A 22,988-nucleotide genomic window follows, 5' to 3' on the forward strand; every position below is an offset into this window, starting at 1 on the left:
CACCTGATCCAGGGCCCCGAGGTCTGGCCCCTCCACGAACCCAGCGCCGACCCACCGTCCCGCGAACTCCCCTGGGCGGCGATCCTGCGGGCCGTGGACAGCGCGACGACCTGACGCAACGTCCCCGGACGGGTGGTTCGTGCCTCGCACCCCGGGACCGGATAGTTCGTGGTGCTCTGTCAGTGGGACGTGATAATCACTTCCCAGGGGAAATTGATCTGCGGCCGTTGCCCAGGGGGGCGCGACGTATCAGGCATGAGGGGGGCCGTCATGGGCTTGTTCGGGCGTTTTACCAGACCCGCGCCGCGTGTGGACGCGGACAGCTGGGATCCGGACCTGGCGCGGCTGCGTGCCGCTGCCGCGAGGCGCGACTGGCCCGCGTTGCGGGAGCAGTTGGCCGGGATACCCGACGGCCAGGAGCGCACCTGGCTGTTGGGGCGGGTCGTGGACGTCGAGGGGATCGAGGAATGGATCCCGGTGGTGATCGCGGCGGAGCCCGAGTCGGCACTCGCGTTGCTCGTATCCGGTGCCCGCAGGGTCAGTTGGGCGTGGGAGGCGCGGACCGGGTTGCGGGCGAATCACGTCTCGCGGGAGCAGTTCAAGACCTTCCACGAGCGGTTGCGCGTCGCCGAGGAGGAGTTGTACGAGGTGGCGGAGCGCGAGCCGGACTGGGTCGCGCCGTGGTATTTCCTCCAGATGGCCGGGCGCGGGCTCCAGGTCGGACAGGAGGCCGCCCGGCTCCGTTTCGAGGCGGCGGTCAGCCGCTGCCCCGCGCACATGGGCGCCCACCAGCAGCAGTTGCAGCAGGTGTGCGCCAAGTGGAGCGGTTCGCACGAGGAGATGCACGGCTTCGCCCGTACGTCGATGCTGAAGGGCCCCGAAGGCAGTTCCCTCGGTGAACTCGTCGCCCTCGCGCACCTGGAGCACTGGCTCGACCTCGACGCGGGCGAGGACACGGCGTACATCCGTCGCTCCGATGTCGTCGCGGAACTGCACGAAGCCGCCGACCGCTCCGTACGGCACCCCGCCTACGAGCGCCCGCGCGACTGGATCCCCACGTTCAACACCTTCGCCATGGCCTTCTCGCTGGCCGGTGAGAAGAAGGCGGCGGCGGAACTCTTCAACGCCCTTGAGGGGCGTGTGACGGATTTCCCCTGGCAGTACATCAGCAACGACGCGGCGAAGGCTTTCGGCAAGTGGCGCGACAAGGGCGGCCGTTGAGCCCGGCCGACCACTGAGCCCGGTCGGTCGATGATCCCGGCCGACCACTGAGCCCGCCCGGCCGCTCGACCCGCTCCACCCGCTCGATCCCGGCCACCCGACCCGCCGCTGAACCTGCCGCTGCGCGGCCCACCGCGCCAGCCGCCCCGGCCACCCTCCTCCCGACCTTCAACCCTCGCCAAGGAAGCCTCCCAGGTGCCCAGTTCCGAGACGTCGCACACGTCCGACACGCCCCGCACACCTCACACATCCCACACGTCCCACACCTTCCAGGTCGATCTACGCGGCCTGGTGGACCTGTTGTCCCACCACCTCTACTCCAGCCCCCGCGTCTACCTCCGCGAGCTGCTCCAGAACGCCACCGACGCGATCACCGCCCGCCAGGCCCGCTTCCCCGACACCCCCGCCACCATCACGGTCCGCACCGGCGACACCCTCACCGTGACCGACACCGGCATCGGGCTGTCCGAGGCCGACGTGCACACCTTCCTGGCCACCATCGGCCGCAGCTCCAAGCGCGCCGCCGAAGGCGAACTCGAAGCCGCGCGCGGGGACTTCATCGGCCAGTTCGGGATCGGGCTGCTGGCCTGCTTCGTCGTCGCCGACGAGATCACCGTCGTCAGCCGGTCCGCCGCCCACCCCGACGCCCCGGTCGTGGAGTGGCGCGGCCACTCGGACGGCCGGTACACCATCCGTACCCTGCCGTCCCACGAGCACCCGGAGCCCGGCACCACCGTACGGCTGACCCCCCGCGCGGACGGCACCGAGTGGACCCGCCCCGACCAAGTGACGGCGCTGGCACGGCATTACGGCGGCCTGCTGCCGTACGGGGTCACCGTCGTCGACCCCGGTGGCGGCCAGGACCGGATCAACGACACACCCCCCTGGGAACGCCGGCACGGATCCCCGCTCGCCCGCCGCGACGCGCTGGCCGAGCACTGCCGTACGACCTTCGGCTTCGTCCCGCTCGACACCATCGACCTCGACCTCCCGGCAGCGGGTCTGCGCGGTGTCGCGTACGTACTGCCCACGGCCGTCAGCCCCTCCGAGCGCGCGGGCCATCGCGTACACCTCAAGGGCATGCTGCTCTCCGACCGCGCGACCGAACTGCTGCCGGAGTGGGCGTTCTTCGTCCGCTGCGTCGTGGACGCCACCAGCCTGCGGCCGACGGCCTCCCGCGAGGCGCTGTACGAGGACGAGACGCTGGCCGCCATCCGGGACGCGCTCGGCGCCCGTATCCGCGACTGGCTCACCGGGCTGGCCGCCAGCGACCCCACCCTCCTGCACCGGTTCATCGACACCCACCACCTCGCCGTCAAGGCCCTGGCCCGCTACGACGACGAGCTGCTGCGGATGCTGCTGCCCTGGCTGCCGTTCGAGACCACCGACGGCAACGTCACGCTGGAGGAGTTCGCCCGCGCCCACCCCACGATCCTGGTCACCCGCAGCGTCGAGGAGTTCCGGCAGGTGGCGCCCATCGCGGCGGCGGCGGGCCTGGGCGTCGTCAACGGCGGTTACACCTACGACCGGGACCTGGTGCACCGCCTCCCCGAGATCCGGCCCGGCACCGTCGTCACCGACCTGGACCCCGCGACCGTCACCGCGCACCTGGACTCGGTCGACCCGTCCGCCGAGTTGGCCGCGGCGGCGTTCCTCACCATCGCGCGTGAGGTGATCGGCGCGTACGACTGCGACGTCGTCCTGCGCAGCTTCCACCCCGTGACGGCCCCCGCCCTGCTGCTGGACAACCGCGAGGCCCGCCACGAGCGCACCCGGGCCGGCCTCGCCGAGGGGAGCGACGGGCTGTGGGCCGAGATCCTCGGCTCGCTACGGGCCGAGACACCCCGCGCCCAGCTGGTCCTCAACCACCTCAACCCGCTCGTACGCCGCGCCGCGACGATCGCCGAGCGCGGACTGGCCGTCACCGCTGTCGAGGCGCTGTACGGGCAGGCCCTCCTGATGACCCGCCGCCCGCTCCGGGCGGCGGAGAGCGCGCTGCTCAACCGGGCCTTCATCGGCCTGCTCACCCACGCCATGCACGACCAGGGCGCCGCGCCCGGCCAGAACACCCCCGGCCAGAACACCACTCCCGGCCAGGGCCCCGCGCCCGAGCCCCGGAAGGAGCAGTAGATGCTGGAGACCCCGGAGGCCGTTCTCGACGCGCTGCGCGAGAACAACGACCGCCCGTACGGACTGCACCGCACCGTGACGGCGGAGGAACTGGTCGACGCGGCAGAGCAGTTCGAGGAGGCCGACCTCCTCGTGACGGCGCTGCTGGAGCTGATGTCCGCGTACGAGTACTCCGGTGAGCACCGCAAGGCACCGGTCGTCTTCGCGCGCGTCCTGAGGCTGAAGGACGACAAGCCCGACGCGTTCAGCGAGTGGGAGGCGAATCAGGTCCTCTGGCGCTTCAAGTGGGTGACGACATCGCTGCTCCAGGTGCCCGACGTCCCGCTGGCCGCGATCCGCGGGTGGACGGACCAGATGCGCGAGCGCTACCGCGAGGCCGGACACGGGATGCAGCCGGTGGCCGCCATGCGCCACCGGATCGCCGCGCACATCGGATCCGGCCGTTCGGCGTACGACCTGTGGGTGACCCGGCCCCGCGAGCGGATGAGCGACTGCGAGGCGTGCGAGACGCGGCACCGGGCGCTGCACCACGTGCGTACCGGCGACGAGCGGCGTGCGCTGGACATCTGGCAGCCGGTCTTCGACGGCGGGCAGACGTGCGCGGAGGAGCCGTACGTCAGCCAGGCGCACGCCCTGTTGCCGCTGCTGCGCCTGGGCCGCGTCGACGAGGCGCGCTCGCACCACCTGACCGGCTACCGGTTCGCCCGGGGCAAGGCGGGCATGGCCGAAGAGGTGGGCCTGCACATCGAGTTCAGCGCGCTGTCCCGCAACGAGGGCCGGGGGCTGGAGATCCTCGCGGAGAACCGGGCCCTCTTCGAGACCACCGGCGCCCCGCTCTCCCTGCTCGGTTTCCTCACGGGCGTGGGGGTGCTGCTGACGCGCCTGGTCGCGGACGGGTACGCCACGACGACCGTCGCCGGGCCGCTCGGGCGCGGTTGGACGGCGGAGAGCCTGCTGGCCCACGTGGGCGGTGAGGCGGACGCGCTGGTGGCGGCATTCGACGCGCGGAACGGGACCACGGCGGTCGGCGACCGGCGGCGGGAGCGGCTGGCGCGGCCGGCGCTGCTGGCCGAGCCGCTGCCGCTGGGGCTGCGGACGACCACGACCGCGCCGGCGACCGCCGCCGCCGCGCCGGTCTCCTCGCGGGAGATACCGGACGACTTCGTGGCGCTGGTGACCCGGGCCCGCGAGATGGCGGCCGACGGCCACCCGGGCGACACCCCGCTGTGGGAGCGGATCGCCGAACGCGTGGCCGCCGACGGCCACGTACACGATCCCGAGCTGGGCGCGGAGGCCCGGCTGCGGGCCGAACTGGCCGAGCAGCGTGGGTTCGCCGCGTACGAGAAGGAGCGGTGGGCGGAGGCCAACGCCGCCATGGCCGAAGCGGCCGAGATCTTCGAGCGGGAGGCCGGCCTGCCGTGGTACGCGCTGGCGGCGCGGGCCCGCGTCCGGTCGTTCGAGTGGCGTTCGGCGGAGGAGAGCGGCGACTTCCCGCAGTGGTCGGTGCTGGACGAGCTGCTGCGCGAAGCGAAGGAACTGCTGACGAAGGAACGGCTGACGACGGAGACCGGGCACGAGGCCGATGCCCCGGCGAAATACCTGACGGTGCTCCAGTGCCGGGCCTTCGCCGCCCACGCGGAGGCGTCGGCGGAACTGCCCGACATCTCCGCGCCGACGCGTGCGAGGTTCGACGCCGCGGTGGGCGCCGCGCTGTCCGAGGCGGCCCGGTTCGAGATTCCGCACCTGGCCGTCAGCGTACGCAGATACACCGCCGACCTCGCGGCCCGCGGCGGCAGACCGGACGAGGCGGTCGCGGAGCTGCGGACCGCCCTGGACGCCGTTGAGTCGAGCGGCAGACCCTGGCGGGCACCACGGCTGGAGGCCCAGTTGGGGCAGATCCTGCTCCAGCAGGACAAGCCCGAAGAGGCGATGTCGTTCGTACGACGGGCGATGGCCGGCGCCGCCCGGTTCGACGACACGTCGTTCCCCGTCGCGTTCGGCTACCTGCTGCTGGGCCATGCCTCCTCGCACGCCGGCGACCTGCCCGGCGCGGTCCGGCACCTGTCCGAGGCGGCGGCACGGTTCGACAGGGACGGCGACGACAACGCGGCGGCGGAGGCCCGGCTCCAACTCGCCGACGCCCTGGGCCGGTCCGGGCAGGAGGCCGACGCCGTAGCGGTCCTGGAATCCCTGGTCCTGGACGACGCCCCGGCGTCGCTCGACGAGCGGCTCCTCGCCCAGATCCGGCTCAACCTGGCGCGCGGGCTGCGGGAGTTGGAGGAACACCAGGCGTCCGCCGAGCAGTTCGTACGGCTGACGGAGGCGGTCGCGGCCTGGGACGACCAGGTCACGCACAGGCTGGTCACCGCCGAATCCGCCGTCGCCCTGGCACGGGCGGACCGCTGGGACGCCGCCCACGCGGCGTACGAACGCGCCCTGCTCGCCCACCGTGAGGCGGCCGACGTCGGACAGGCGGGCCTGATCGCCGAGATGACCCGCGAGTTCGCGGCACTCACGATGGCATCCGAAGGATCCGACGGCATCGAGGCGGCCCTCGGCCACCTCGCCGAGGCGGACCGGATCCGCGCCGCCGTCGCGAAGGACGCCGAGGACTTCGCCCACTGGTACGAGACCGGAGCCACCTCCTACCAGCGCGGCCGCGCACTCGCCGCGGCCGAGCGCTTCACCGAGGCCCTGGCCGAGATGGAGCGCGCCATCGCCGCCTACGACGAAGGCGGCGAGCAGGGCGAGACCCCCCGCGCCGAGGCGACCCGCGTCGCCGCCCTGATCGAGGCGAACGGCCTGAACTCCCCCCAGGCGGCGATGACCAGACTCGAAGCGGCGACCACCCGCTGCGAGACGGCGGGCCTCCACCACGCGGCGAAGATCCTGTCCACCCTCCGCACCGACCTCGCGACCCACCGCCCGGACTGACCGCGATCGGCGGGGGCGGGGGGCTATTCCACGGCGCCCGCCCCCGCCCCCGGGGGATGATGGTCACGACGGGGCGGCGCCGGACTCCGCGAGCGGCAGGCCGGACGAACATCCGCGGCGAACCGGCCGTGCGGGAGCCGACAGCAGAGGAGAGAAACGGTGACGACCATCGCCGTGACCGGACACCTGGATCTGACCGAGGCCGGTGTTCCCCTGATCCGTACCGCGCTGGACGACCTGCTCAGGCAGTACGCAGACGGCGCACTCGTCGGCCTGTCCTGCGTCGCAGAGGGAGCCGACTCCCTGTTCGCGGAGGCGATCCTGGCGGCCGGCGGGCGCCTCGCCGTCATCATCCCCGCCCAGGACTACCGTCAGAACGTGGTGCGACCTGCCTGCGCGCCCCTGTTCGACCGCCTCGTCGAGGCGGCGGAAGAGGTCCTCGTACTGCCGCACGAGACGGCCGACCGCCAGGCGTACGAGGCCGCGAACGCCGTACTCCTGGCACGTGCCGACCGCCTGGTCGCCGTATGGAACGGCGAGCCGCCCACCGGCAAGGGCGGCGGCACCGCCGACGTGGTCCTTGAGGCGCGCGACGCCGGAATCCCCGTGGACGTGGTGTGGCCGGAGGGAGCAGCCCGCAGGGGCTGATGAACCGCCCCTCATACGAGCCGAGCTCGCGCGGCGCCCCAGACGCTCTCGAACTGCTCGGCCGCCAGCGGCTCCGGCACGTGGCCTTCCCACTGCCTCGATGACCGGTTCCGCGCCCCTGGGCCGCTCACTCCCCGAGGAATTCTTGCCCCTGCCCACGGCAGACATCAGCGATTAGATCAGCTGTTCTTGTGAAGAACGTGTGTCCGGTCAATTTTCGCCGAGAAGTAAGGAAACAGGCCAATCCCGCCGTGCCTGTTTGCCGACACTCGGCTCGACGGCAGCATGTCAAGCTTGAACGGCGCGTTGCGCCGCGGACTGAGATCGTGGGGAGTGCCGGTGAATCACTCGTGGCCACCATCCACATTCCTCGGCCGGTTGCTGGACACGACGCGAGAAGAGCTCCTGGGGCAGGGAACGCCGATGACCTATCCGCCCCATCGCGCCCTGCTCCAGCAGGGCGACGAGAGCCGCCATGTCCTGTTGATCACGAGCGGTGTCGTGAAGGTCGTCGCCAGTGCTGAGAGCGGTTACGACATGCTGCTCGCCGTCCGCGTAGCAGGTGACCTGGTGGGTGAGATGGCGGCCTTCGAGGAACGCCCCAGGTCCGGCACGGTGGTCGCGTGCAGTGACGTGAGCGCGCGAATCATTCAGGTACGGGCGCTGGAGACCTTCCTCTCCCGCCACCCGGACGCCATGCGGGCCGTCCTTCATATGTTGTGCGCCCGGCTGCGCTGGGCCAACCAGCGTCGGATCGACTTCCAGGCGTACGACTCGCTGACTCGGCTGGCGAGGGTTCTTGCCGAGTTGTGCCAGGCATACGCCCAGCCCGAGCCGGACAGCGGCGGCAAGCGGTGCGATCTCGGTGTGACGCTGACGCAGAAAGAACTCGCTTCGCTGGCCGGCCTGAAGCTCAACACGGCCGAAAAGAGCCTGGCCGTGCTGACAGCTCAGGGACTGGTGGAACGCAGTTACCGAAACATAACCATCTGTGATGTTCCGAAGTTGCTCGAATTCGCCAAAGTCGTGGCTGACAACCCGTACTGATACGGGATCACTTCGCTCACTCTCTCCTAGCCTCTCGGGCAGCACTTCGTGGGCATTTTCTGCCCATCGCCTGCCCAGAGAGGAAATGATCGGGTGGCTGCGTGGCCTGACTTCTATCCCTGCACCTGCATAGCCGTGGATGCACAGTCCTACGGAAGCAACAACGACCGTAGGCAGTCCGAAATCCAGCACGACCTGCCGCGGCTTCTCGACCGCGCTGCCAGGGGTGCCGGCCTGGACCGCGCGCAGTGGCAGATCCAGCGCAAAGGCGACGAGCAGTTGGCGGTGCGCCCCGTCGACGGCAAGGAACCGCGTCTGGTCGACGACTACGTCCGCCATCTTGTTGCCGAGCTGCGCGAGTACAACGCGCAGCGGGTTCCCGAGGCCCGCATGCGGCTGCGCGCCGTCATTCACCAGGGATTGGTGGAGCTGGCCGACAACGGCTTCGCCGGCACAGCCGTAGTGGCCACGGCGCGCCTGCTGAACGCGGATCCCCTCTACGACGCCCTGGCATCGCACCCCGAGGCCGACTTGGTGCTGCTGTTGTCCGACGATGTCTTCCGGTCCACGGTGGCGGGCCGTCACACGACTCTGGCACCCGAGGACTTCAGCCGTGTCACCGTTCGGGTCAAGGAGTATGAGGCGACGGCCTGGCTGCGCGTGCCCACGCTCGGTGTATCGGCCGCTGCCTCGCGCACGCCCAGGAGCGTGGAGACGGGAGGTTCCGCGGAGCAGGCGTCGGGAGAGCCCGCGGCCGTCCGGACCGGACCCGCCGCCGCGGGCGGAGCCGGCGGTACGGGGATCAGCAATGAGTACCGGGCAGACAAGATCAACGTCAACAATATCGCCGGTTCCATGGACGCCCGGGGCGCGGTCTTCGGCTTCGGGAGCGCCAGTGGCTGACGAACCGGACCCGGCCGACGGGTCGGCCGTACCTCCCGTACCCGCTCCTGACGAGGACATCGCGCCGCCCGCACCGGACGACATCGGTGATGCGCCGGAAGCTGGTCAGGACGCCCTCGGACCGGATGCCGGACCGGATGTGGCTCCTGAGCGGCGTCAGGAGTCGGACGAACGCGAGGAGGACGACCGGGGCTACGACGATCTCCGCCGAGTCCACCAGCTCGTCAACAACAACTTCCACGGCGTCGTCGACGCCTCCGGAGCGGCGTTCGGGTTCGGCGCCGTATCGTCCCCCGGCCTCGCCCCCGGCACCATCGAGCCCGAGGAGACACACCGCGCCCTGCGGTTCTACGTCCCGCCGCAGCCCTGTTTCGACGAGGCGCTCGGCAAACTGCGCGAGAACGCTCTCGTAGTGCTGACCGGTCAGGACAACTGCGGTCGGGGCGCAGGTTCCCTCGCCCTGCTCAGGGAGATCTTGGGCGAGGAGGCCAGGCTGCGTAGCCTGTCGCCCGCCAACGCCCTCGCCGAGCTGGCCGCGTCACGGGACCTCAAGCCGGGGCAGGGGTACGTCATCCTCGACTACGTCGGCGAGCTGAATGTCGAGGCCGTGCAGGCCTACTCGATCGGGCGGCTGAGCGAGGAACTGCGCCGCAAGGGGTCGTTCCTGGTGATCACGGCGGGCGTCACAACCAGTCGGCGGCTGGCGCTGCGGGACCACTGTGTGACGTGGCGGGCACCGGACCCCGTCGAACTGTTCGAACGCTGCATGGAGTTGCTGCCGCACACCGCTCTCGCGCCGGACACCGAACAGGAGCTACGTGAGCGGGTCGGCGAACAGCGGAGGCCCGCGGACGTCGTCGCCGCTGCCATGGTCCTGTCTCAGGAGGGCGCGGAGAAGGCTCTGGCAGCCCTCGGGGACCGATGCCAGGAACTGGTCCAGGAGTTGTTCAGCGAGAAGCCGTCCGCGGAATTTCTGGTCCCCCTCGCGGCCCTGGCCTTTCTGGAGGGCATCCCGGAACGGACGCTCGAGAAGGAATGCGCCGCTCTCGCCGCCCACGTGCGCAATTGGGAGCAGAGCGGCGGGACGCCAGTCGCGGAGCTTGACGACGAGCCCAGGACGGCGGTGCTCGGTGCGGTGGCTCAGCAGTCCCGGGCCCGGTGGAAGGAGTGGGCGGCGGCGCTCGTGACGATCGAGCACCGACCCGAACCGGGCCGGAACGCCGGGCGCAGCGAGCGCCGCTTGGTCTTCGCCGAGCCCCGTATCCGCGAGTTCGTCATGGCGCAGCTGTACGACCTGTACGGCTACGAGCTCTGGTACCCGCTGCGCCAATGGCTGGGCGAACTGGCCCTGCTGGGCGACCTGGACACCCGTACGGAGGTGGCCCGCGGTGTCGCGCTCCTGGCCCGGCACGCGCTCGTTGAGGTGGACGAGAACATGTTGAAGGTGTGGTCCGAGGGGGTTACCAGCCAGCGGGTGACCGCCGCGCTGACACTGCAGTTCATGTGCGACGTCGAGCATCTCGCGCCGCAGGCCCTGCATATAGCCCTGAGCTGGACGGACAACAACGGGCCCGGCCGAGCCGTGACGGCGGCCATGGCGCTGACGGGCCGCCTTGGCTACCTCTATCGCCTGGAGGCACTCAACTGGCTCTGGTTCCTGACGCAGCGCGGCGAGCGCATCGCGTTCTCGGCGCACCGTTCGCTGGTCCTGTTGCTGCAGACCGCCGAACAGGACCCGGAAAGCGCGCTGTTCATCCTCCGGTACGTACGGACCGTGATCGCCAAGGCGGCGCCGGGGTCTCGGGAGCGCTCGATCGCGCTGCGGACCGCTGTTCAGCTCCTGGAGGCCGCTCGGCTGGAGACATCAGACCCCGTCACTGCGGCACTCCTGCGTACTGTCCCGGACAGCGCCCGCCATCTCGGGTCCCTTTGGGCGGACGTCCTGCACAGCGGCAACCGGAGCCGGGCCGTCAGCGCCCTGTGCCGGACGCTGGTGCAGCTGCGGGACGACCCGTCCGTCACCGGCGCCGTACACGAACTCGGCGAGGCCATGCGCAACGCCATGAGCCGGCGTCAATGGGCCGCGCTGTGCCGCCATCTGTCCATCGCCCTGAAGCACCCCGACTACGCGATCCCCGGTGCCCGCCAACTGGCGCAGGTGCTCCTCGGATCACTGCGCGGCCTACCGCCGGTGGACTCCCGGCGTTCCGCCGCGCCCCTCATACCCACCCCTCCCTTCACTTCTGTCCAAGGAGGCCGAAGCAAGTGAACTACCCGGTCATCGCCGAGCACATCCTGGCCACGGTCCAGGGCACCTGGTGGTCTCGGCGTCGCCGACGCGACGACGTGCCGCCGTTGCCGACCGGCGCGGTCTACGTCTTCAGGGTCGGCGGGAACTACCGCCCGTTCCCCGAAGGCATGGTGTTCGACCCGTCCCACCCCGACGTGCTCGACGGCTCCTCGGTCAGCCTGGTCGACACCCGGGCACGCCTCGTAGAGGTGGAGCGCACACTCCCGTCGGTGAGCGAGGCCGACAACTTCACGGTGCGGGCTTCCTTCACCTGCCAGGTGACCGACCCGACTGTCATCGCCCGGCAGGGCGTCATCGACGTCACCGTCCCGTTGCGTGCCTACCTGATGGGTGACGGCGACCTGCCAAGAGTGAGCGCCGGGCACCGTGTGGAGGAGGTCAACGCGGTACGGACCGAGGTCAGCCACCGCATGACCGCCTACAGCGCGATCGTGCCGCCGCGGGTCGCGGGTATGAGCGTGGAGTTCGTCAGTGCCGAGGTCCACGCGTCGGACGACCTGCGGAACTGGGAGCAGAAGCTGCGCGACGAGCGGCGCTCCTGGGAACTCCAGCGAGGGCAGCGCGACTTCGAGACCCAGGACGCACTCCGGATCGCGGAACTGCTCTCCCAGGGATCCGATCACGTGGACGCCTTCGGCATCGCCCGGAAGGAGATCGACGTCACCGAAGCGGCGTCCCGTATCCATCGGACCACCGATAAGGATTCGGCTCGCAGTCACGAGGCCGAGGCGTCGGGCCGGGCGCACACGCAGGCGCGGGAGACGGCGGAGGCGCAGATGCGCCGCGACATGGTGCTGACACTGCTGCGGCAGATGGGTGGCAGCGACTACGTCGACTACCAACAGGTTCTGGAACAGGTTCTGCGGGAGACTGGTGGCCAGGCCGCGCCCGGCGTCGGAACCGCCGCCGGCGCCACCCGCATGGTCGAGTCGGGATCGGCGCGCCCCGATCGCACGGAAACGGGCCGGAACGGCTCGCGCGACCCACAGGGTGGTTTCGTCAAGGACGAGGACGATCTCGTTGAATGACTTCCTGACACACCACCTGACAGCCCCCGGCGCGGTGGATGACCACAGCACTCGCGATGGCACAGCTGTGCGTACCGGTAACGGCCGGGCCACCGCCCGTACTACGGAGGGTGGGCGTGCTGCCGGCACCACCGGTGACGGCTCCCCCGCCCGTACTACCCGCCGTCCCTTCGACTTCGACGGCGCACGACGGCTGCGTGCCCTGACCGGCGTCGACGAGGAACTGCTGGGCAGGGTCAGGTACGAGCGGAGCAAGTACACGGCCCTCGGCGGGGTGGTGCTCGGCACCTCCGTCATCGCGGCGTTCTCCATGTGGAACTTCGCGAGCGAGGCGCTCGGCAGGGTCTCCCTGGTGGCCCTTGTGCCGACGGTGATCTGGATGCTGTTCGTGCTCAACCTCGATCGCTGGCTGGTCACTCCACAGCCGAACACGCGGCGACAGGTCGGCCCTCTCCTCACACGCCTGCTGATCGCACTGATGCTCGGCATGGTGATCGCCGAGCCCTTGGTGCTGCGCATCTTCCAGACGGCCATCGAAGAACACGTCGCCGACGAACGTACCGACGCACTCGATCAGTTGCGCACCAACCTGGTCCGCTGCAACCCCGTACCGTCCACGACGCAGACCACCACCCCGGGAGGCTGCGACAGGAGGTACGTCCTCTCCTTCGGTAAGACGCCCGGCGAACGGGCCGAGGAACTGAGCGCGGTGCGCTCGGACGCCGCCGCCCTGCAGAAGCGGGTGGACCGGGACACCACCAGGCTGGAGACCATCGACTCCGAGGTACGGGACGAGTGCCGCCGGCTGATCCGCATAGCCGCCACCGGTCTTCTTCAGCGGACGTCCGAGTGTCTGCGCCTGCGCGACAAGGCACAGGACTACCGGACGACCCACCGCACCGAAGAGAACGAGCGGCGACTGGCCCGCATGAACAGCCACATCTCGAAGATCGAGGCCGAGCAGACCGTGTCACGCGGCGCCTTCCTCAAGGCCCGGGCCGACGGCATCGAGCGGCGGCTGGACGAGGAGCGAGCCAAGCAGAACGAGATCGGTGTCCTGGAACGGATGCGGGCGCTTGATCAACTCGCGACCGGAAACCCGGTGCTGTTCGTAGGCATCTGGCTGGTCCGCCTGCTGTTCGTCCTCCTTGACGTACTCCCCGTGCTGGTGAAGTACCTGAGCGGCGAGTCTGCGTACGACCGGATGCTCACCAGCGCGAGCAACAGCGCGGTCAAGATCCACGACGAGGAGGTCCGGATCTCCGAGCGTCGGGCCATAGCGAACCTCGAGATCGCCCAAGACGCGATCGAACAGGAGGTCCGGCGTCACCGCGCATCGTCGGAGGCGGCGTTCCGGGAACACACAGCGGCGATGAACATCAGGGTCCGGCAGGCGGTGAACTCGCTGGAGGACGAGATCCGCCGCTCGTCGAAGGTCTGAAGTACCTGACTTCTTCCCAGGAAAACAGCACCACGGCCGCCCCCAACGCCGGGGGCGGCCGTCTGGCACCGACGGAACGGAGGGGAAGCATGACCACTCCCGGAGACGACGCTGGCAGAAACCCGGATACCGACACCGCAGCCGACCGCGGCGCGGAACTCGCCAGGGTTCTGCTGTCCGAGGCCCGTGAGGAGCTCATCAAGGCGGACAACAAGGCCGGCCTCATGCTGGCGTCCCTGGGCGGGGCCCTGACCGCACTGCTCGGCACGATCGGCACGGGCGTTATCGCCCCACGGCAGTACGCCGTCGTCCCGCAGCTCCTCCTCTGGGCGGGCTGCGCCGCTTGCGTACCGGCACTCGTCCTGCTGGGTCTGGCCGTTACCCCACGGTTGGGAAAGGCCCGCTTCTCCCGCACCCACTACTTCGGCGACGCGAGGCTCGCGACCTCGGTCGCCCAATTGGAGCGAATAGTCCGCCGCACCGACCTCGTGTCCCGAGACCTGAGCCAACTGGCGACCGTGTCCCAGATCGTCTGGACCAAATACCGTTGCATACGGCACGCACTGGTCTGGGGCACGGCATTCTTCGTGTTCGCGCTGCTGGGCATCGTGACGGGAGCGTCGACTTAACGGCACAACGGCTAAAGAATGGCGGGCCATCCGCTCGCTTACGCGTTCAACGAGATCCACCGGCCCCTCGCACCACTGCTGTCCGTCGATCGGACGCTGCTGCCCTGCCCTGCCCTGCGCCGCGCGGCTGGCGGAGGTCGGCGCGGCGCAGGAACAAGCGCTCGTCTTCTCGTCAACCGTGGGCAAGCCGCTCGACGCCGCGAACGTTCGGCAAGCCTTCCGCCAGGCGCTCAAGGACGCCGAGGACGTCAACGCCGACGAGTGGCCCCTCGGGAGCTCCGCCACAGCTTCGTGTCGCTGCTCTCTGACCGGGGTGTGCCCCTGGAAGAGATCTCCCGGCTCGTCGGGCACTCCGGTACCGCCGTGACGGAGGAGGTCCACCGCAAGCAGATCCGGCCGGTGATCCAGACCGGTGCTGTGATCATGTACGGCAATCTTCAAGCAGATCGGGAACGGCAGTCACGCAGTTAGACACGCAAAGAGGTCAGGTTCTACATCTCTACTGTCGATGTAGAACCTGACCTCATGTTTTGGCTGTCGGGGTGGCGGGATTTGAACCCACGACCTCTTCGTCCCGAACGAAGCGCGCTGCCAAGCTGCGCTACACCCCGATGTCGCCCGTGTCGCTGCGACATCGATTACTTTAGCCCACCGGCGCCCGCAGGCGAAATCCGGTTTTGTGCCGCGCAGCGGGGCCCCAGGCCCGGGTGGCGGGGCTCAGGGGCGGGGGGTGAGGGTCAGGAGCGTGGCCTCCGGGGGGCAGGCGAAGCGGACCGGGGTGTAGCGGTTCGTGCCGCAGCCCGCCGAGACGTGGAGGTACGAGGTGTGGCCCCCGGCGTCGTACGTGGAGAGGCCCCGCGCCCGGGCCGTGTCCAGGTCGCAGTTGGTGACCACGGCTCCGTAGAAGGGGATGCGCAGCTGGCCGCCGTGGGTGTGGCCGCCCAGGATCAGGGGATAGCCGTCCGACGTGAACGCCTGGAGCATGCGGAGGTACGGCGCGTGCACCACGCCGATCGACAGGTCCGCGTCCTGCTCCGGGCCGCCCGCCACCTCCGCGTAGCGGTCGCGCTTGATGTGCGGGTCGTCGACGCCCGTGAAGGCGATCTCGTGGCCGTCGATCTTGAGCCGCCCGCGGGCGTTGGTGAGACCCACCCAGCCCGCCTCGTCGAAGGCGTCGCGCATCGGCTCCCACGGGTTGTGGACGACGTTGACGGCCGGCGCGTTGCCGTTCAGACCGTGCTTGCCCTGGGCCTTCTCGAAGATGTAGCGCGCCGGGTTACGCAGCGCGGGGCCGTAGTAGTCGTTGGAGCCGAAGACGTAGACGCCCGGGAACTCCATCAGCGGGCCCAGCGCGTCGAGCACCTCCGGTACGCCCTCCGGGTCGGAGAGGTTGTCGCCGGTGTTCACCACGAAGTCGGGGCGCAGGCCGGCCAGTGAGCGGAGCCAGCGCTGCTTCTTGCGCTGGCCGCAGACCATGTGGATGTCCGAGACCTGGAGGACGCGCAACGGGCGCATGCCCTCCGGAAGTACGGGTACGGAGACCCGTCGCAGTCGGAAGGAGCGGGCCTCGAAACCGGCGGCGTAGGCGATGCCGGCCGCGCCGACGGCCGCGATTCCTGCGGTGACTTTCAGGGGGATTCCGTAGCGTGCGCGCATGGTGTCATCGTCGCAGACTCGGGCCGCCCTCCCGGGCACACCCCGGAGGCCCCGGAAAACTGAACGGCGGGCCGTGGGCCGTACCTGACACACTGTCCACATGACCTCGCTCAAGTCCAAGCTGCACGACGACCTCATCGCCTCGATCAGGGCACGCGACGAGCTGCGCTCCGCCACCCTCCGGCTGACCCTCGCCGCGATCTCGAAGGAAGAGGTCTCCGGCAAGTCGGCGCGTGAGCTCTCCGACGACGAGGTGCAGAAGGTGATCGCCAAGGAGGCCAAGAAGCGCCGCGAGGCGGCCGAGGCCTTCGCGCAGGGCGGGCGGGCCGAGCAGGCCGAGCGGGAGAAGGCGGAGGGTGTGCTGCTCGACGCGTATCTGCCGCAGCAGCTGACCGAGGACGAGCTCGGCGCGATCGTGGCGCAGGCCGTGGGCGAGGCGAAGGCCGCCGGCGCCGAGGGGCCGCGCGCGATGGGCGCCGTCATGAAGATCGTCGGTCCGAAGGTCGCGGGCCGTGCCGACGGCGGTCGCGTCGCCGCCGCCGTCAAGCGGAGTCTCGCGGCCGGCTGACGCCCGGTACGTCCCGTACGCAGAGAAGAGGGGCTCCCGTCGATGATTCGACGGGAGCCCCTCTTCTTCTGTTCTACGACTACGGGAAGGGGCTACGGGAAGTTCGGGAACGTGATGCCCCCGTTGTCGCCCCCGCCCGGGTCACCCGGCTGCCCCGTACCCTGCCCCGGGTCCTGGTCGCCGTTGTTCCCGTCGCCGTTCCCGTCCCCTTCGCCGCCGTTCCCACCGTTGTCGCCGTTGCCGTTCCCGCCGTTGTCGCGGCCACCGTTGTCGTTCCCGCCGTTGTCTCCCGGCCGGTCGCGATCACGACCCTTGTCCTTGTCCTTCTCCGGATTCGGGATGTTGACGGTGTTGAACCCGGGCGCTTCCTTGCCGTCCAGCGCACCGCCCATCGCGTCGCGCCAGATCGGTCCGGGCACGGCGCCACCGAAGACCTTGTCGTGGTACTGGCCGCCGATGGTGATGTCCACCATCTTCTTCTTGTGCGCCGGGTCGCCGACCCACACCGCGCCCGCCATGTTCGGCGTGTAGCCCACGAACCACGCGGCGAGCCGGAAGTCGGTCGTACCGGTCTTGCCCGCGCTCGGCCTGCTGCCGAGGCCGGCCTCCTGGCCCGTACCGTCCTCGACCACGCCCTCCAGCAGGGTGTTGATGGTGTCGGCCGTCTTCTCCGACATCGCCCGCGAGCAGGTCGTCTTCGGGACGTCCATCTCCTTGCCGTTGGGACCGGTGATCGAGGAGATGGCGATCGGGGTGCAGTACGTGCCGCGGTTGGCGAACGTCGCGTACCCGGAGGCCATGGTCAGCGGCGACATCTCCTGCGTGCCCAGCGTGATCGACGGCACCTGCTGGATCGGCTTGCCGTTGGCCCGCTCGATACCCATCTTCCGGGCCAGCTCGGTCACCGGGCAGACGCCGATCTGGCTGATGAGCTGTACGTAGTACGTGTTGACCGACTTGGCGGTCGCTTCCTTCATCCCGTACGGACCGACCTCGGTCTCGTTCTCGTTCTCGACCGGGACGCCCTGGTCGGTCCACGGACCCTTGCAGGTCTGCACCGGGCTCGGGTAGTCCATCTGGTACGGCGAGGGGTACGACTGGGTCGGCTGGATGCCCTGCTCCAGGGCCGCCGCCGCGACGATGGGCTTGAAGGTCGAGCCCGGCTGGTAGCCGGCGCCGCCGCCCATGGCCTCGTCGACCGACAGATTCATGTACGTCTCGTTCTTGCCGCCGCCGTACGGCCGCGACTGCCCCATCGCCAGGATCTTGCCGGAACCCGGCTCGACGATCGACAGGGCGGTGGCGACCTGGTCCGTCTTGTAGACGTGCTTCTTGATCGACTCCTGTGCCGAGTCCTGGGCCTGCGGGTCGAGCGTCGTCCGTACGGTCAGACCGCCCTGGTTCCAGACCTTGGCCCGGTCCTCCTGCGTCTTGCCGAAGGAGGGGTCGGTGAGGAACACCTTCCGTACGTAGTCGCAGAAGAAGCCCGCGCCCTTGACCGCCGTGATGCAGCCGTTCTTGGGGCGGCTCACCTTCAGATTGATCTCGGCGCTCTTCGCCTTGTCGGCCTCGGCCTGCGAGATGTCCTTCACGTCGGCCATGCGCTGGATCACGGTGTTACGACGCTTGGTCGCCTCCTCCGTGTCGTTCACCGGGTCGTACCGGCTCGGCGACTGGACGATGCCCGCCAGCAGCGCCGCCTCCTCCAGCTTCAGGTTCTTCGCCGACTTGGAGAAGTAGCGGTGCGAGGCGGCCTCGATGCCGTACGCCTGCTGACCGAAGAAGGTGATGTTCAAGTAGTTCTCAAGGATCTTCTTCTTGCCCAGCTCCTCCTCGACCTGGATCGCGAACTTGAGCTCGCGGATCTTGCGGCCGATGGTCTGCTGTGTGGCCTGGGCGACCTTGTCGGGGTCGTCGCCGGCCTCCTCGACGAAGACGTTCTTCACGTACTGCTGGGTGAGGGTCGACGCGCCCTGGGAGACCCCGCCCGACTGCGCGTTGCGATTGGCCGCGCGCAGAACGCCCTTGAGGTCGACCGCCCCGTGCTCGTAGAAGCGCGAGTCCTCGATCGCGACGATCGCCTTCTGCATGTACGGCGAGATGTCGGTGAGCGGGACCACGGTGCGGTCGCGCGAGTAGACGGTGGCGATGGGGCCGCCGTCCTTGTCGAGGATCGTGGTGCGCTGGCTGAGCGGCGGCGTCTTGAGATTGGCCGGGATCTCGTCGAATCCCTCGACCGTCCCCTTGGCCGCGAGGCCCAGAACTCCGAAGGCGGGCAAGGCGATTCCCGCCAGTACGGCTCCCGCGAGCACACTGACACCGACGAACTTGGCGGCCTGCTGGGTCCCGGTCAGACCGCCGCCCGAGCGCTTTTTTGGCATGGCCGCAGCCTACGTTGTCATTCGCCGGACACACATAAAGGCTCTGGCCTAAGCTGCACTCAACTGTCACAGCATTGCGGTTTCGTATCAAGTCCTCGACGTGAACATCTGGCTCACCGCGAAACGTCGGAAGTGCGCTCCCAAGTGCCGCCCGATTTCGCCCTTTACGTCATTCGAAGCCCGTTGTGACTCAATAGAATCATCCCGACTTGTCGGGTTCGTCGCGCATGTCCCTGGGTCACTCCCCTGGGTGATCTGCCGCGTACGCATAGTCCGTTCGGGCCATCCAAGATTGGGCCCGAAGGGGCTGTTGCGCTGTGCCCACCTTCCGTAACGTCCTCAACTGGCAGCGGTGAATATGCCGCTTCCGCCGTGGGGGAGCCTCGATTCGGGAGAGGACGGCGCCGGGATGGGCTGGGTAACCGACTGGAGTGCGCAGGCAGCATGCCGCACTACCGATCCGGATGAATTGTTCGTACAGGGCGCAGCGCAGAACAGGGCCAAGGCGGTGTGCACCGGATGCCCGGTGCGGACGGAGTGCCTGGCCGACGCGCTGGACAACCGCGTCGAATTCGGCGTGTGGGGCGGAATGACCGAGCGGGAGCGACGCGCATTGCTGCGCAGGCGCCCCACTGTCACCTCTTGGCGACGGCTGCTCGAAACCGCACGCACCGAGTACGAGCGCAGCGCGGGCATTCTGCCCGCCGGCCTTGAGGACGACGACGAGACGTATGGCACACGCCACTACGCCGACGTCATCGACGACTCGTGGGCGGCGGTGGGGTAGGCCGCAGTACGGCATCGAGCAGCCGGCGGTGACCAGCCGGCGGCGTGTGACGAGCAGCAGGCCCGCACGGCCCGTCGGCCTGACGGGTCGCGGTCGGTCGAGGCCGGCCGCAGTCGGTTACGCGACCCGGGCCGCGGCACCGGTTACGCGGCTCCGGTCGCCGCGCTCCCGCCCCCGAGGCGGTCGCCGATGGTCCGGAGCCCGGTGAGGTCGTGGACATCGCCGGGCAGCGCCGCCACCTCGGCCACCGGCACCTCGGGGTGGAGCGCGGTGAAGCGGTCGCGGGTGCGCTGCTCACGCTTGAGCACCTGCATGCGCTCGGCGTGCAGGCGCAGCAGACCGGCCGTCAGCTGATTCACCGACGGCTGTCCGGGCGTCTGTGATTCCGTTTCCTGGTGCGGGAGTTGCCGGGAAGTGGACTGCGACGTGGACTGCGGGGATCGGGACGATTCGCCGCGGGGCGATTCCTTGTGCGGCTCGGACGTGTGGGGTGCCTCGGGGGCGTCGGGAGAGGAGCCCGCGGGGGCGGCGGCCTCACGAACACCATTCTTCCCGTGGCTCTGATCCACAATGCGACCCTCTTCAAGATTTTCCGCGGCGGCCCGCGCCCGCTCGGCCGACAGCCGGGAAGCGCCGCTGCCGTGCACGCGGTTGAGGACGAGACCCGCGAGCGGCATCCCCTCGGCGGCCAGCCGCTCCACGAAGTACGCCGCCTCGCGCAGCGCGTCCCGCTCCGGCGCCGCGACCACGAGGAACGCCGTGCCGGGCGCCTGGAGCAGTCGGTACGTCGCGTCCGCGCGCGTACGGAAACCGCCGAACATCGTGTCCATGGCCGCGACGAACGTCTGTACGTCGCGCAGGAATTGGCCGCCGAGCAGCTTCCCGAGGGTGCCGGTCATCATCGACATGCCGACGTTCAGGAACTTCATCCCGGCCCGGCCGCCCATCTTCGCCGGGGCCATCAGCAGCCGGATGAACTTGCCGTCCAGGAACGAGCCCAGCCGCTTCGGCGCGTCCAGAAAGTCCAGCGCGGAGCGCGACGGCGGGGTGTCGACGACGATGAGGTCCCACTCCTCGCGGGCCCGCAACTGCCCCAGCTTCTCCATCGCCATGTACTCCTGCGTGCCCGCGAAACCGGCCGACAGGGACTGGTAGAAGGGGTTCTCCAGGATGGCGCGGGCCCGGTCCGGATCCGCGTGCGCCTCGACGATCTCGTCGAAGGTGCGCTTCATGTCGAGCATCATCGCGTGCAGTTCACCGGGGCCCTCGATGCCCTTGACCTGCCGGGGGGTGTTGTCGAGCGAGTCGATGCCCATGGACTGGGCGAGCCGGCGGGCCGGGTCGATGGTCAGCACGACCACCTTGCGGCCCCGCTCCGCCGCCCGTACGCCGAGAGCCGCCGCCGTCGTCGTCTTGCCGACGCCGCCGGAGCCGCAGCACACGATGATGCGGGTCTCCGGGTCGTCGAGCAGCGGATCGACTTCGAGCGGGGCCGCCGCCGGGTCCAGAGTCATCAGGCCTCCCCAAGATTCCGTAGCTCCCCCGCCAGGCGGTACAGACCGGCGAGGTCCATGCCCTCACCGATCAGGGGGAGTTCGTACGTAGGCAGCCCGAGCTTCGCCAGGACGGCTCGCTGCTCGCGCTCCAGCTCCACCCGCTGGGCGTGCTCCGCGGCCTGCTCCAGGAGCGGCCCCACGAGCTTCGTGGGCGCGCTCACCCCGGCCGCCGCGAGCGCCTTGGTGACCTCCTTACGGCGGTCGCCCGCCACACCGTTGACCGCGGCCTCGTCGAGGAGGTGCGGGCGCACCATGTTCACGATCACCTTGCCGACGGGCAGTTCGGCACCGCGCAGCTCGCCGATGCCGTCGGCGGTCTCCTGGACCGGCATCTCCTCAAGAAGGGTCACCAGGTGTACGGCGGTGCCGGGCGACTTGAGCACCCGCATGACCGCCTGCGCCTGGTTGTATATCGGCCCTATCTTGGCGAGTCCGGCCACCTCGTCGTTCACGTTCAGGAAGCGTGTGATGCGGCCGGTGGGCGGGGCGTCCATCACCACGTAGTCGTAGGTGAACCGGCCCTGTTTGTCCCGCCGGCGTACGGCCTCGCACGCCTTGCCGGTCAGCAGGACGTCCCGCACGCCCGGCGCGATGGTGGTGGCGAAGTCGATGGCGCCGAGCTTCTTCAGGGCGCGGCCCGCGCTGCCGAGCTTGTAGAACATCTGGAGGTAGTCGAGAAGAGCGCGCTCGGCGTCGATGGCCAGCGCGTGCACCTCGCCACCGCCCGGGGCGACGGCGATCTTCCGTTCCTCGTAAGGAAGCGCCTCCGTTTCGAAGAGCTGTGCGATGCCCTGTCTGCCCTCGACCTCCACAAGGAGGGTGCGCTTGCCCTCCGTCGCGAGGGCGAGCGCGAGGGCCGCGGCGACCGTGGTCTTACCGGTGCCGCCCTTGCCGCTGACGACCTGGAGCCTGCTCACACATTCGAGCCTAACCAGTCGGGCCGCGGGCTACGCACGAGGTGGTCCACGGGCTCTGTTCGAGATCCTCCGCAGGCTCCGTACGGGCTTGTCGCGCGGTGCGGATACAGTCGGCCCATGACGAAGTGGGAATACGCGACGGTGCCTCTTCTCGTGCACGCGACGAAGCAGATTCTGGACACCTGGGGCGAGGACGGCTGGGAGCTCGTCCAGGTCATTCCGGGTCCGAACAACCCCGAGCAGCTGGTGGCCTATCTGAAGCGCGAGAGGTCCGCGTGAGCGGCGTGGTCGAGGCGGCTCTCGCCGAACTGGGGCTGACGGTTCCGCAGGTCGTACCGCCTCTGGCGGCGTATCAACCGGCCGTGCGGTCCGGCGCGTACGTCTACACCGCCGGGCAGCTCCCGATGGTGGAGGGCAAGCTTCCGGTGACCGGCAAGGTCGGCGCCGAGGTGACGCCCGAGGAGGCCAAGGACCTCGCCCGCGTCTGCGCGCTCAACGCGCTGGCCGCGGTGAAGTCCGTCATCGGCGACCTGGACCGCGTCGCGCGCGTGGTGAAGGTCGTGGGATTCGTCGCCTCCGCGTCGGACTTCACCGGCCAGCCCGCCGTCCTCAACGGGGCGAGCGAGCTGTTCGGGCAGGTCTTCGGCGACAAGGGCGTGCACGCGCGCAGCGCGGTGGGCGTCGCCGTCCTGCCGCTGGACGCCCCCGTCGAGATCGAGATCCAGGTGGAGCTCGTCGCGGACTGACCGTCCGCCCGCGTGGTCCCGCCGTGTCGCCCCTGGGCCGGCTTCGAGCTGCCCCGGGGTCACCGGCCCCGGGAAGTGACTCTCG

18 protein-coding genes, 1 tRNA gene and 1 pseudogene are annotated in these 22,988 nt (G+C 69.7%); 15 read left to right on the plus strand and 5 right to left on the minus strand.

Annotated features, from left to right (window positions below; genetic code table 11):
* The first annotated feature begins 309 nt into the window (after window positions 1–309).
* The 11 genes and pseudogenes from P3L51_RS13100 to P3L51_RS13150 all read left to right on the plus strand — a co-directional run.
* On the plus strand, window positions 310–1,221 hold the full coding sequence (locus P3L51_RS13100; protein WP_354605340.1) for a hypothetical protein: 912 nt from the start codon (window positions 310–312) through the stop codon (window positions 1,219–1,221).
* 195 nt (window positions 1,222–1,416) lie between these two features.
* Complete coding sequence (locus tag P3L51_RS13105; RefSeq protein WP_354605341.1) at window positions 1,417–3,351, plus strand: HSP90 family protein; 1,935 nt, start codon at window positions 1,417–1,419, stop codon at window positions 3,349–3,351.
* The gene (locus P3L51_RS13110) at window positions 3,352–6,285 is read left to right on the plus strand and encodes a tetratricopeptide repeat protein (protein WP_354605342.1); all 2,934 of its coding nucleotides are present in this window, start codon (window positions 3,352–3,354) and stop codon (window positions 6,283–6,285) included.
* A 159-nt stretch (window positions 6,286–6,444) separates the two neighbouring features.
* Window positions 6,445–6,933, plus strand: coding sequence for a hypothetical protein (locus P3L51_RS13115; RefSeq protein WP_354605343.1), 489 nt, complete (start codon window positions 6,445–6,447; stop codon window positions 6,931–6,933).
* Window positions 6,934–7,311: 378 nt separating this feature from the next.
* The gene (locus P3L51_RS13120) at window positions 7,312–7,980 is read left to right on the plus strand and encodes a Crp/Fnr family transcriptional regulator (RefSeq protein ID WP_354605344.1); all 669 of its coding nucleotides are present in this window, start codon (window positions 7,312–7,314) and stop codon (window positions 7,978–7,980) included.
* 135 nt (window positions 7,981–8,115) lie between these two features.
* On the plus strand, window positions 8,116–8,883 hold the full coding sequence (locus P3L51_RS13125) for a hypothetical protein (RefSeq protein ID WP_354605345.1): 768 nt from the start codon (window positions 8,116–8,118) through the stop codon (window positions 8,881–8,883).
* The gene (locus P3L51_RS13130; RefSeq protein WP_354605346.1) at window positions 8,876–11,152 is read left to right on the plus strand and encodes a hypothetical protein; all 2,277 of its coding nucleotides are present in this window, start codon (window positions 8,876–8,878) and stop codon (window positions 11,150–11,152) included. The genes P3L51_RS13125 and P3L51_RS13130 overlap by 8 nt, the downstream gene beginning before the upstream one ends.
* Window positions 11,149–12,222, plus strand: a complete 1,074-nt coding sequence (locus tag P3L51_RS13135) for an SPFH domain-containing protein (protein WP_354605347.1) — start codon at window positions 11,149–11,151, stop codon at window positions 12,220–12,222. Before P3L51_RS13130 ends, P3L51_RS13135 begins: the two co-directional genes overlap by 4 nt.
* A gap of 67 nt (window positions 12,223–12,289) precedes the next feature.
* Entirely contained in the window at window positions 12,290–13,663 is a 1,374-nt protein-coding gene (locus P3L51_RS13140) for a DUF4407 domain-containing protein (protein ID WP_354605348.1), read from the plus strand.
* An 89-nt stretch (window positions 13,664–13,752) separates the two neighbouring features.
* Window positions 13,753–14,292, plus strand: a complete 540-nt coding sequence (locus P3L51_RS13145) for a Pycsar system effector family protein (protein WP_354605349.1) — start codon at window positions 13,753–13,755, stop codon at window positions 14,290–14,292.
* 19 nt (window positions 14,293–14,311) lie between these two features.
* Window positions 14,312–14,763 (plus strand): annotated as a pseudogene (locus P3L51_RS13150) (tyrosine-type recombinase/integrase); the annotation flags it as partial.
* A gap of 66 nt (window positions 14,764–14,829) precedes the next feature.
* Here P3L51_RS13150 and P3L51_RS13155 read toward each other — a convergent pair.
* Window positions 14,830–14,903 (minus strand) — tRNA-Pro (locus tag P3L51_RS13155).
* 106 nt (window positions 14,904–15,009) lie between these two features.
* Entirely contained in the window at window positions 15,010–15,948 is a 939-nt protein-coding gene (locus tag P3L51_RS13160; protein WP_354605350.1) for a metallophosphoesterase, read from the minus strand.
* Between the two features lie 100 nt (window positions 15,949–16,048).
* Here P3L51_RS13160 and P3L51_RS13165 point away from each other — a divergent pair, with 100 nt between their 5' ends.
* The gene (locus P3L51_RS13165) at window positions 16,049–16,516 is read left to right on the plus strand and encodes a GatB/YqeY domain-containing protein (RefSeq protein WP_354605351.1); all 468 of its coding nucleotides are present in this window, start codon (window positions 16,049–16,051) and stop codon (window positions 16,514–16,516) included.
* A gap of 92 nt (window positions 16,517–16,608) precedes the next feature.
* Here the strand turns inward: P3L51_RS13165 and P3L51_RS13170 are convergent, their stop codons facing one another.
* Window positions 16,609–18,897 (minus strand): transglycosylase domain-containing protein, encoded by a 2,289-nt coding sequence (locus tag P3L51_RS13170; RefSeq protein ID WP_354605352.1) that lies wholly within the window; start codon window positions 18,895–18,897, stop codon window positions 16,609–16,611.
* A gap of 409 nt (window positions 18,898–19,306) precedes the next feature.
* Between P3L51_RS13170 and P3L51_RS13175 the strand changes: the two genes are divergently transcribed.
* Window positions 19,307–19,684, plus strand: coding sequence for a WhiB family transcriptional regulator (locus P3L51_RS13175; protein WP_354605373.1), 378 nt, complete (start codon window positions 19,307–19,309; stop codon window positions 19,682–19,684).
* Window positions 19,685–19,827: 143 nt separating this feature from the next.
* Here P3L51_RS13175 and bagB read toward each other — a convergent pair whose 3' ends face one another.
* Together bagB and bagA are read right to left on the minus strand one after the other, a co-directional pair.
* The gene (bagB, locus tag P3L51_RS13180; RefSeq protein WP_354605353.1) at window positions 19,828–21,198 is read right to left on the minus strand and encodes an ATPase BagB; all 1,371 of its coding nucleotides are present in this window, start codon (window positions 21,196–21,198) and stop codon (window positions 19,828–19,830) included.
* The gene (gene bagA, locus P3L51_RS13185; protein ID WP_354605354.1) at window positions 21,198–22,157 is read right to left on the minus strand and encodes an ATPase BagA; all 960 of its coding nucleotides are present in this window, start codon (window positions 22,155–22,157) and stop codon (window positions 21,198–21,200) included. The genes bagB and bagA overlap by 1 nt, the downstream gene beginning before the upstream one ends.
* Window positions 22,158–22,274: 117 nt before the next feature.
* Between bagA and sp36 the strand changes: the two genes are divergently transcribed.
* Complete coding sequence (gene sp36, locus P3L51_RS13190; protein WP_354605355.1) at window positions 22,275–22,436, plus strand: Sp36 family protein; 162 nt, start codon at window positions 22,275–22,277, stop codon at window positions 22,434–22,436.
* Window positions 22,433–22,903 carry a RidA family protein gene (locus P3L51_RS13195; protein WP_354605356.1) on the plus strand — a complete coding sequence of 157 codons (471 nt, stop codon included), beginning with the start codon at window positions 22,433–22,435 and terminating at the stop codon, window positions 22,901–22,903. Before sp36 ends, P3L51_RS13195 begins: the two co-directional genes overlap by 4 nt.
* Window positions 22,904–22,988 lie beyond the last annotated feature (85 nt).

The organism is Streptomyces panacea, from assembly GCF_040560175.1.
GTDB classification, from domain to species: Bacteria; Actinomycetota; Actinomycetes; order Streptomycetales; family Streptomycetaceae; genus Streptomyces; species Streptomyces panacea.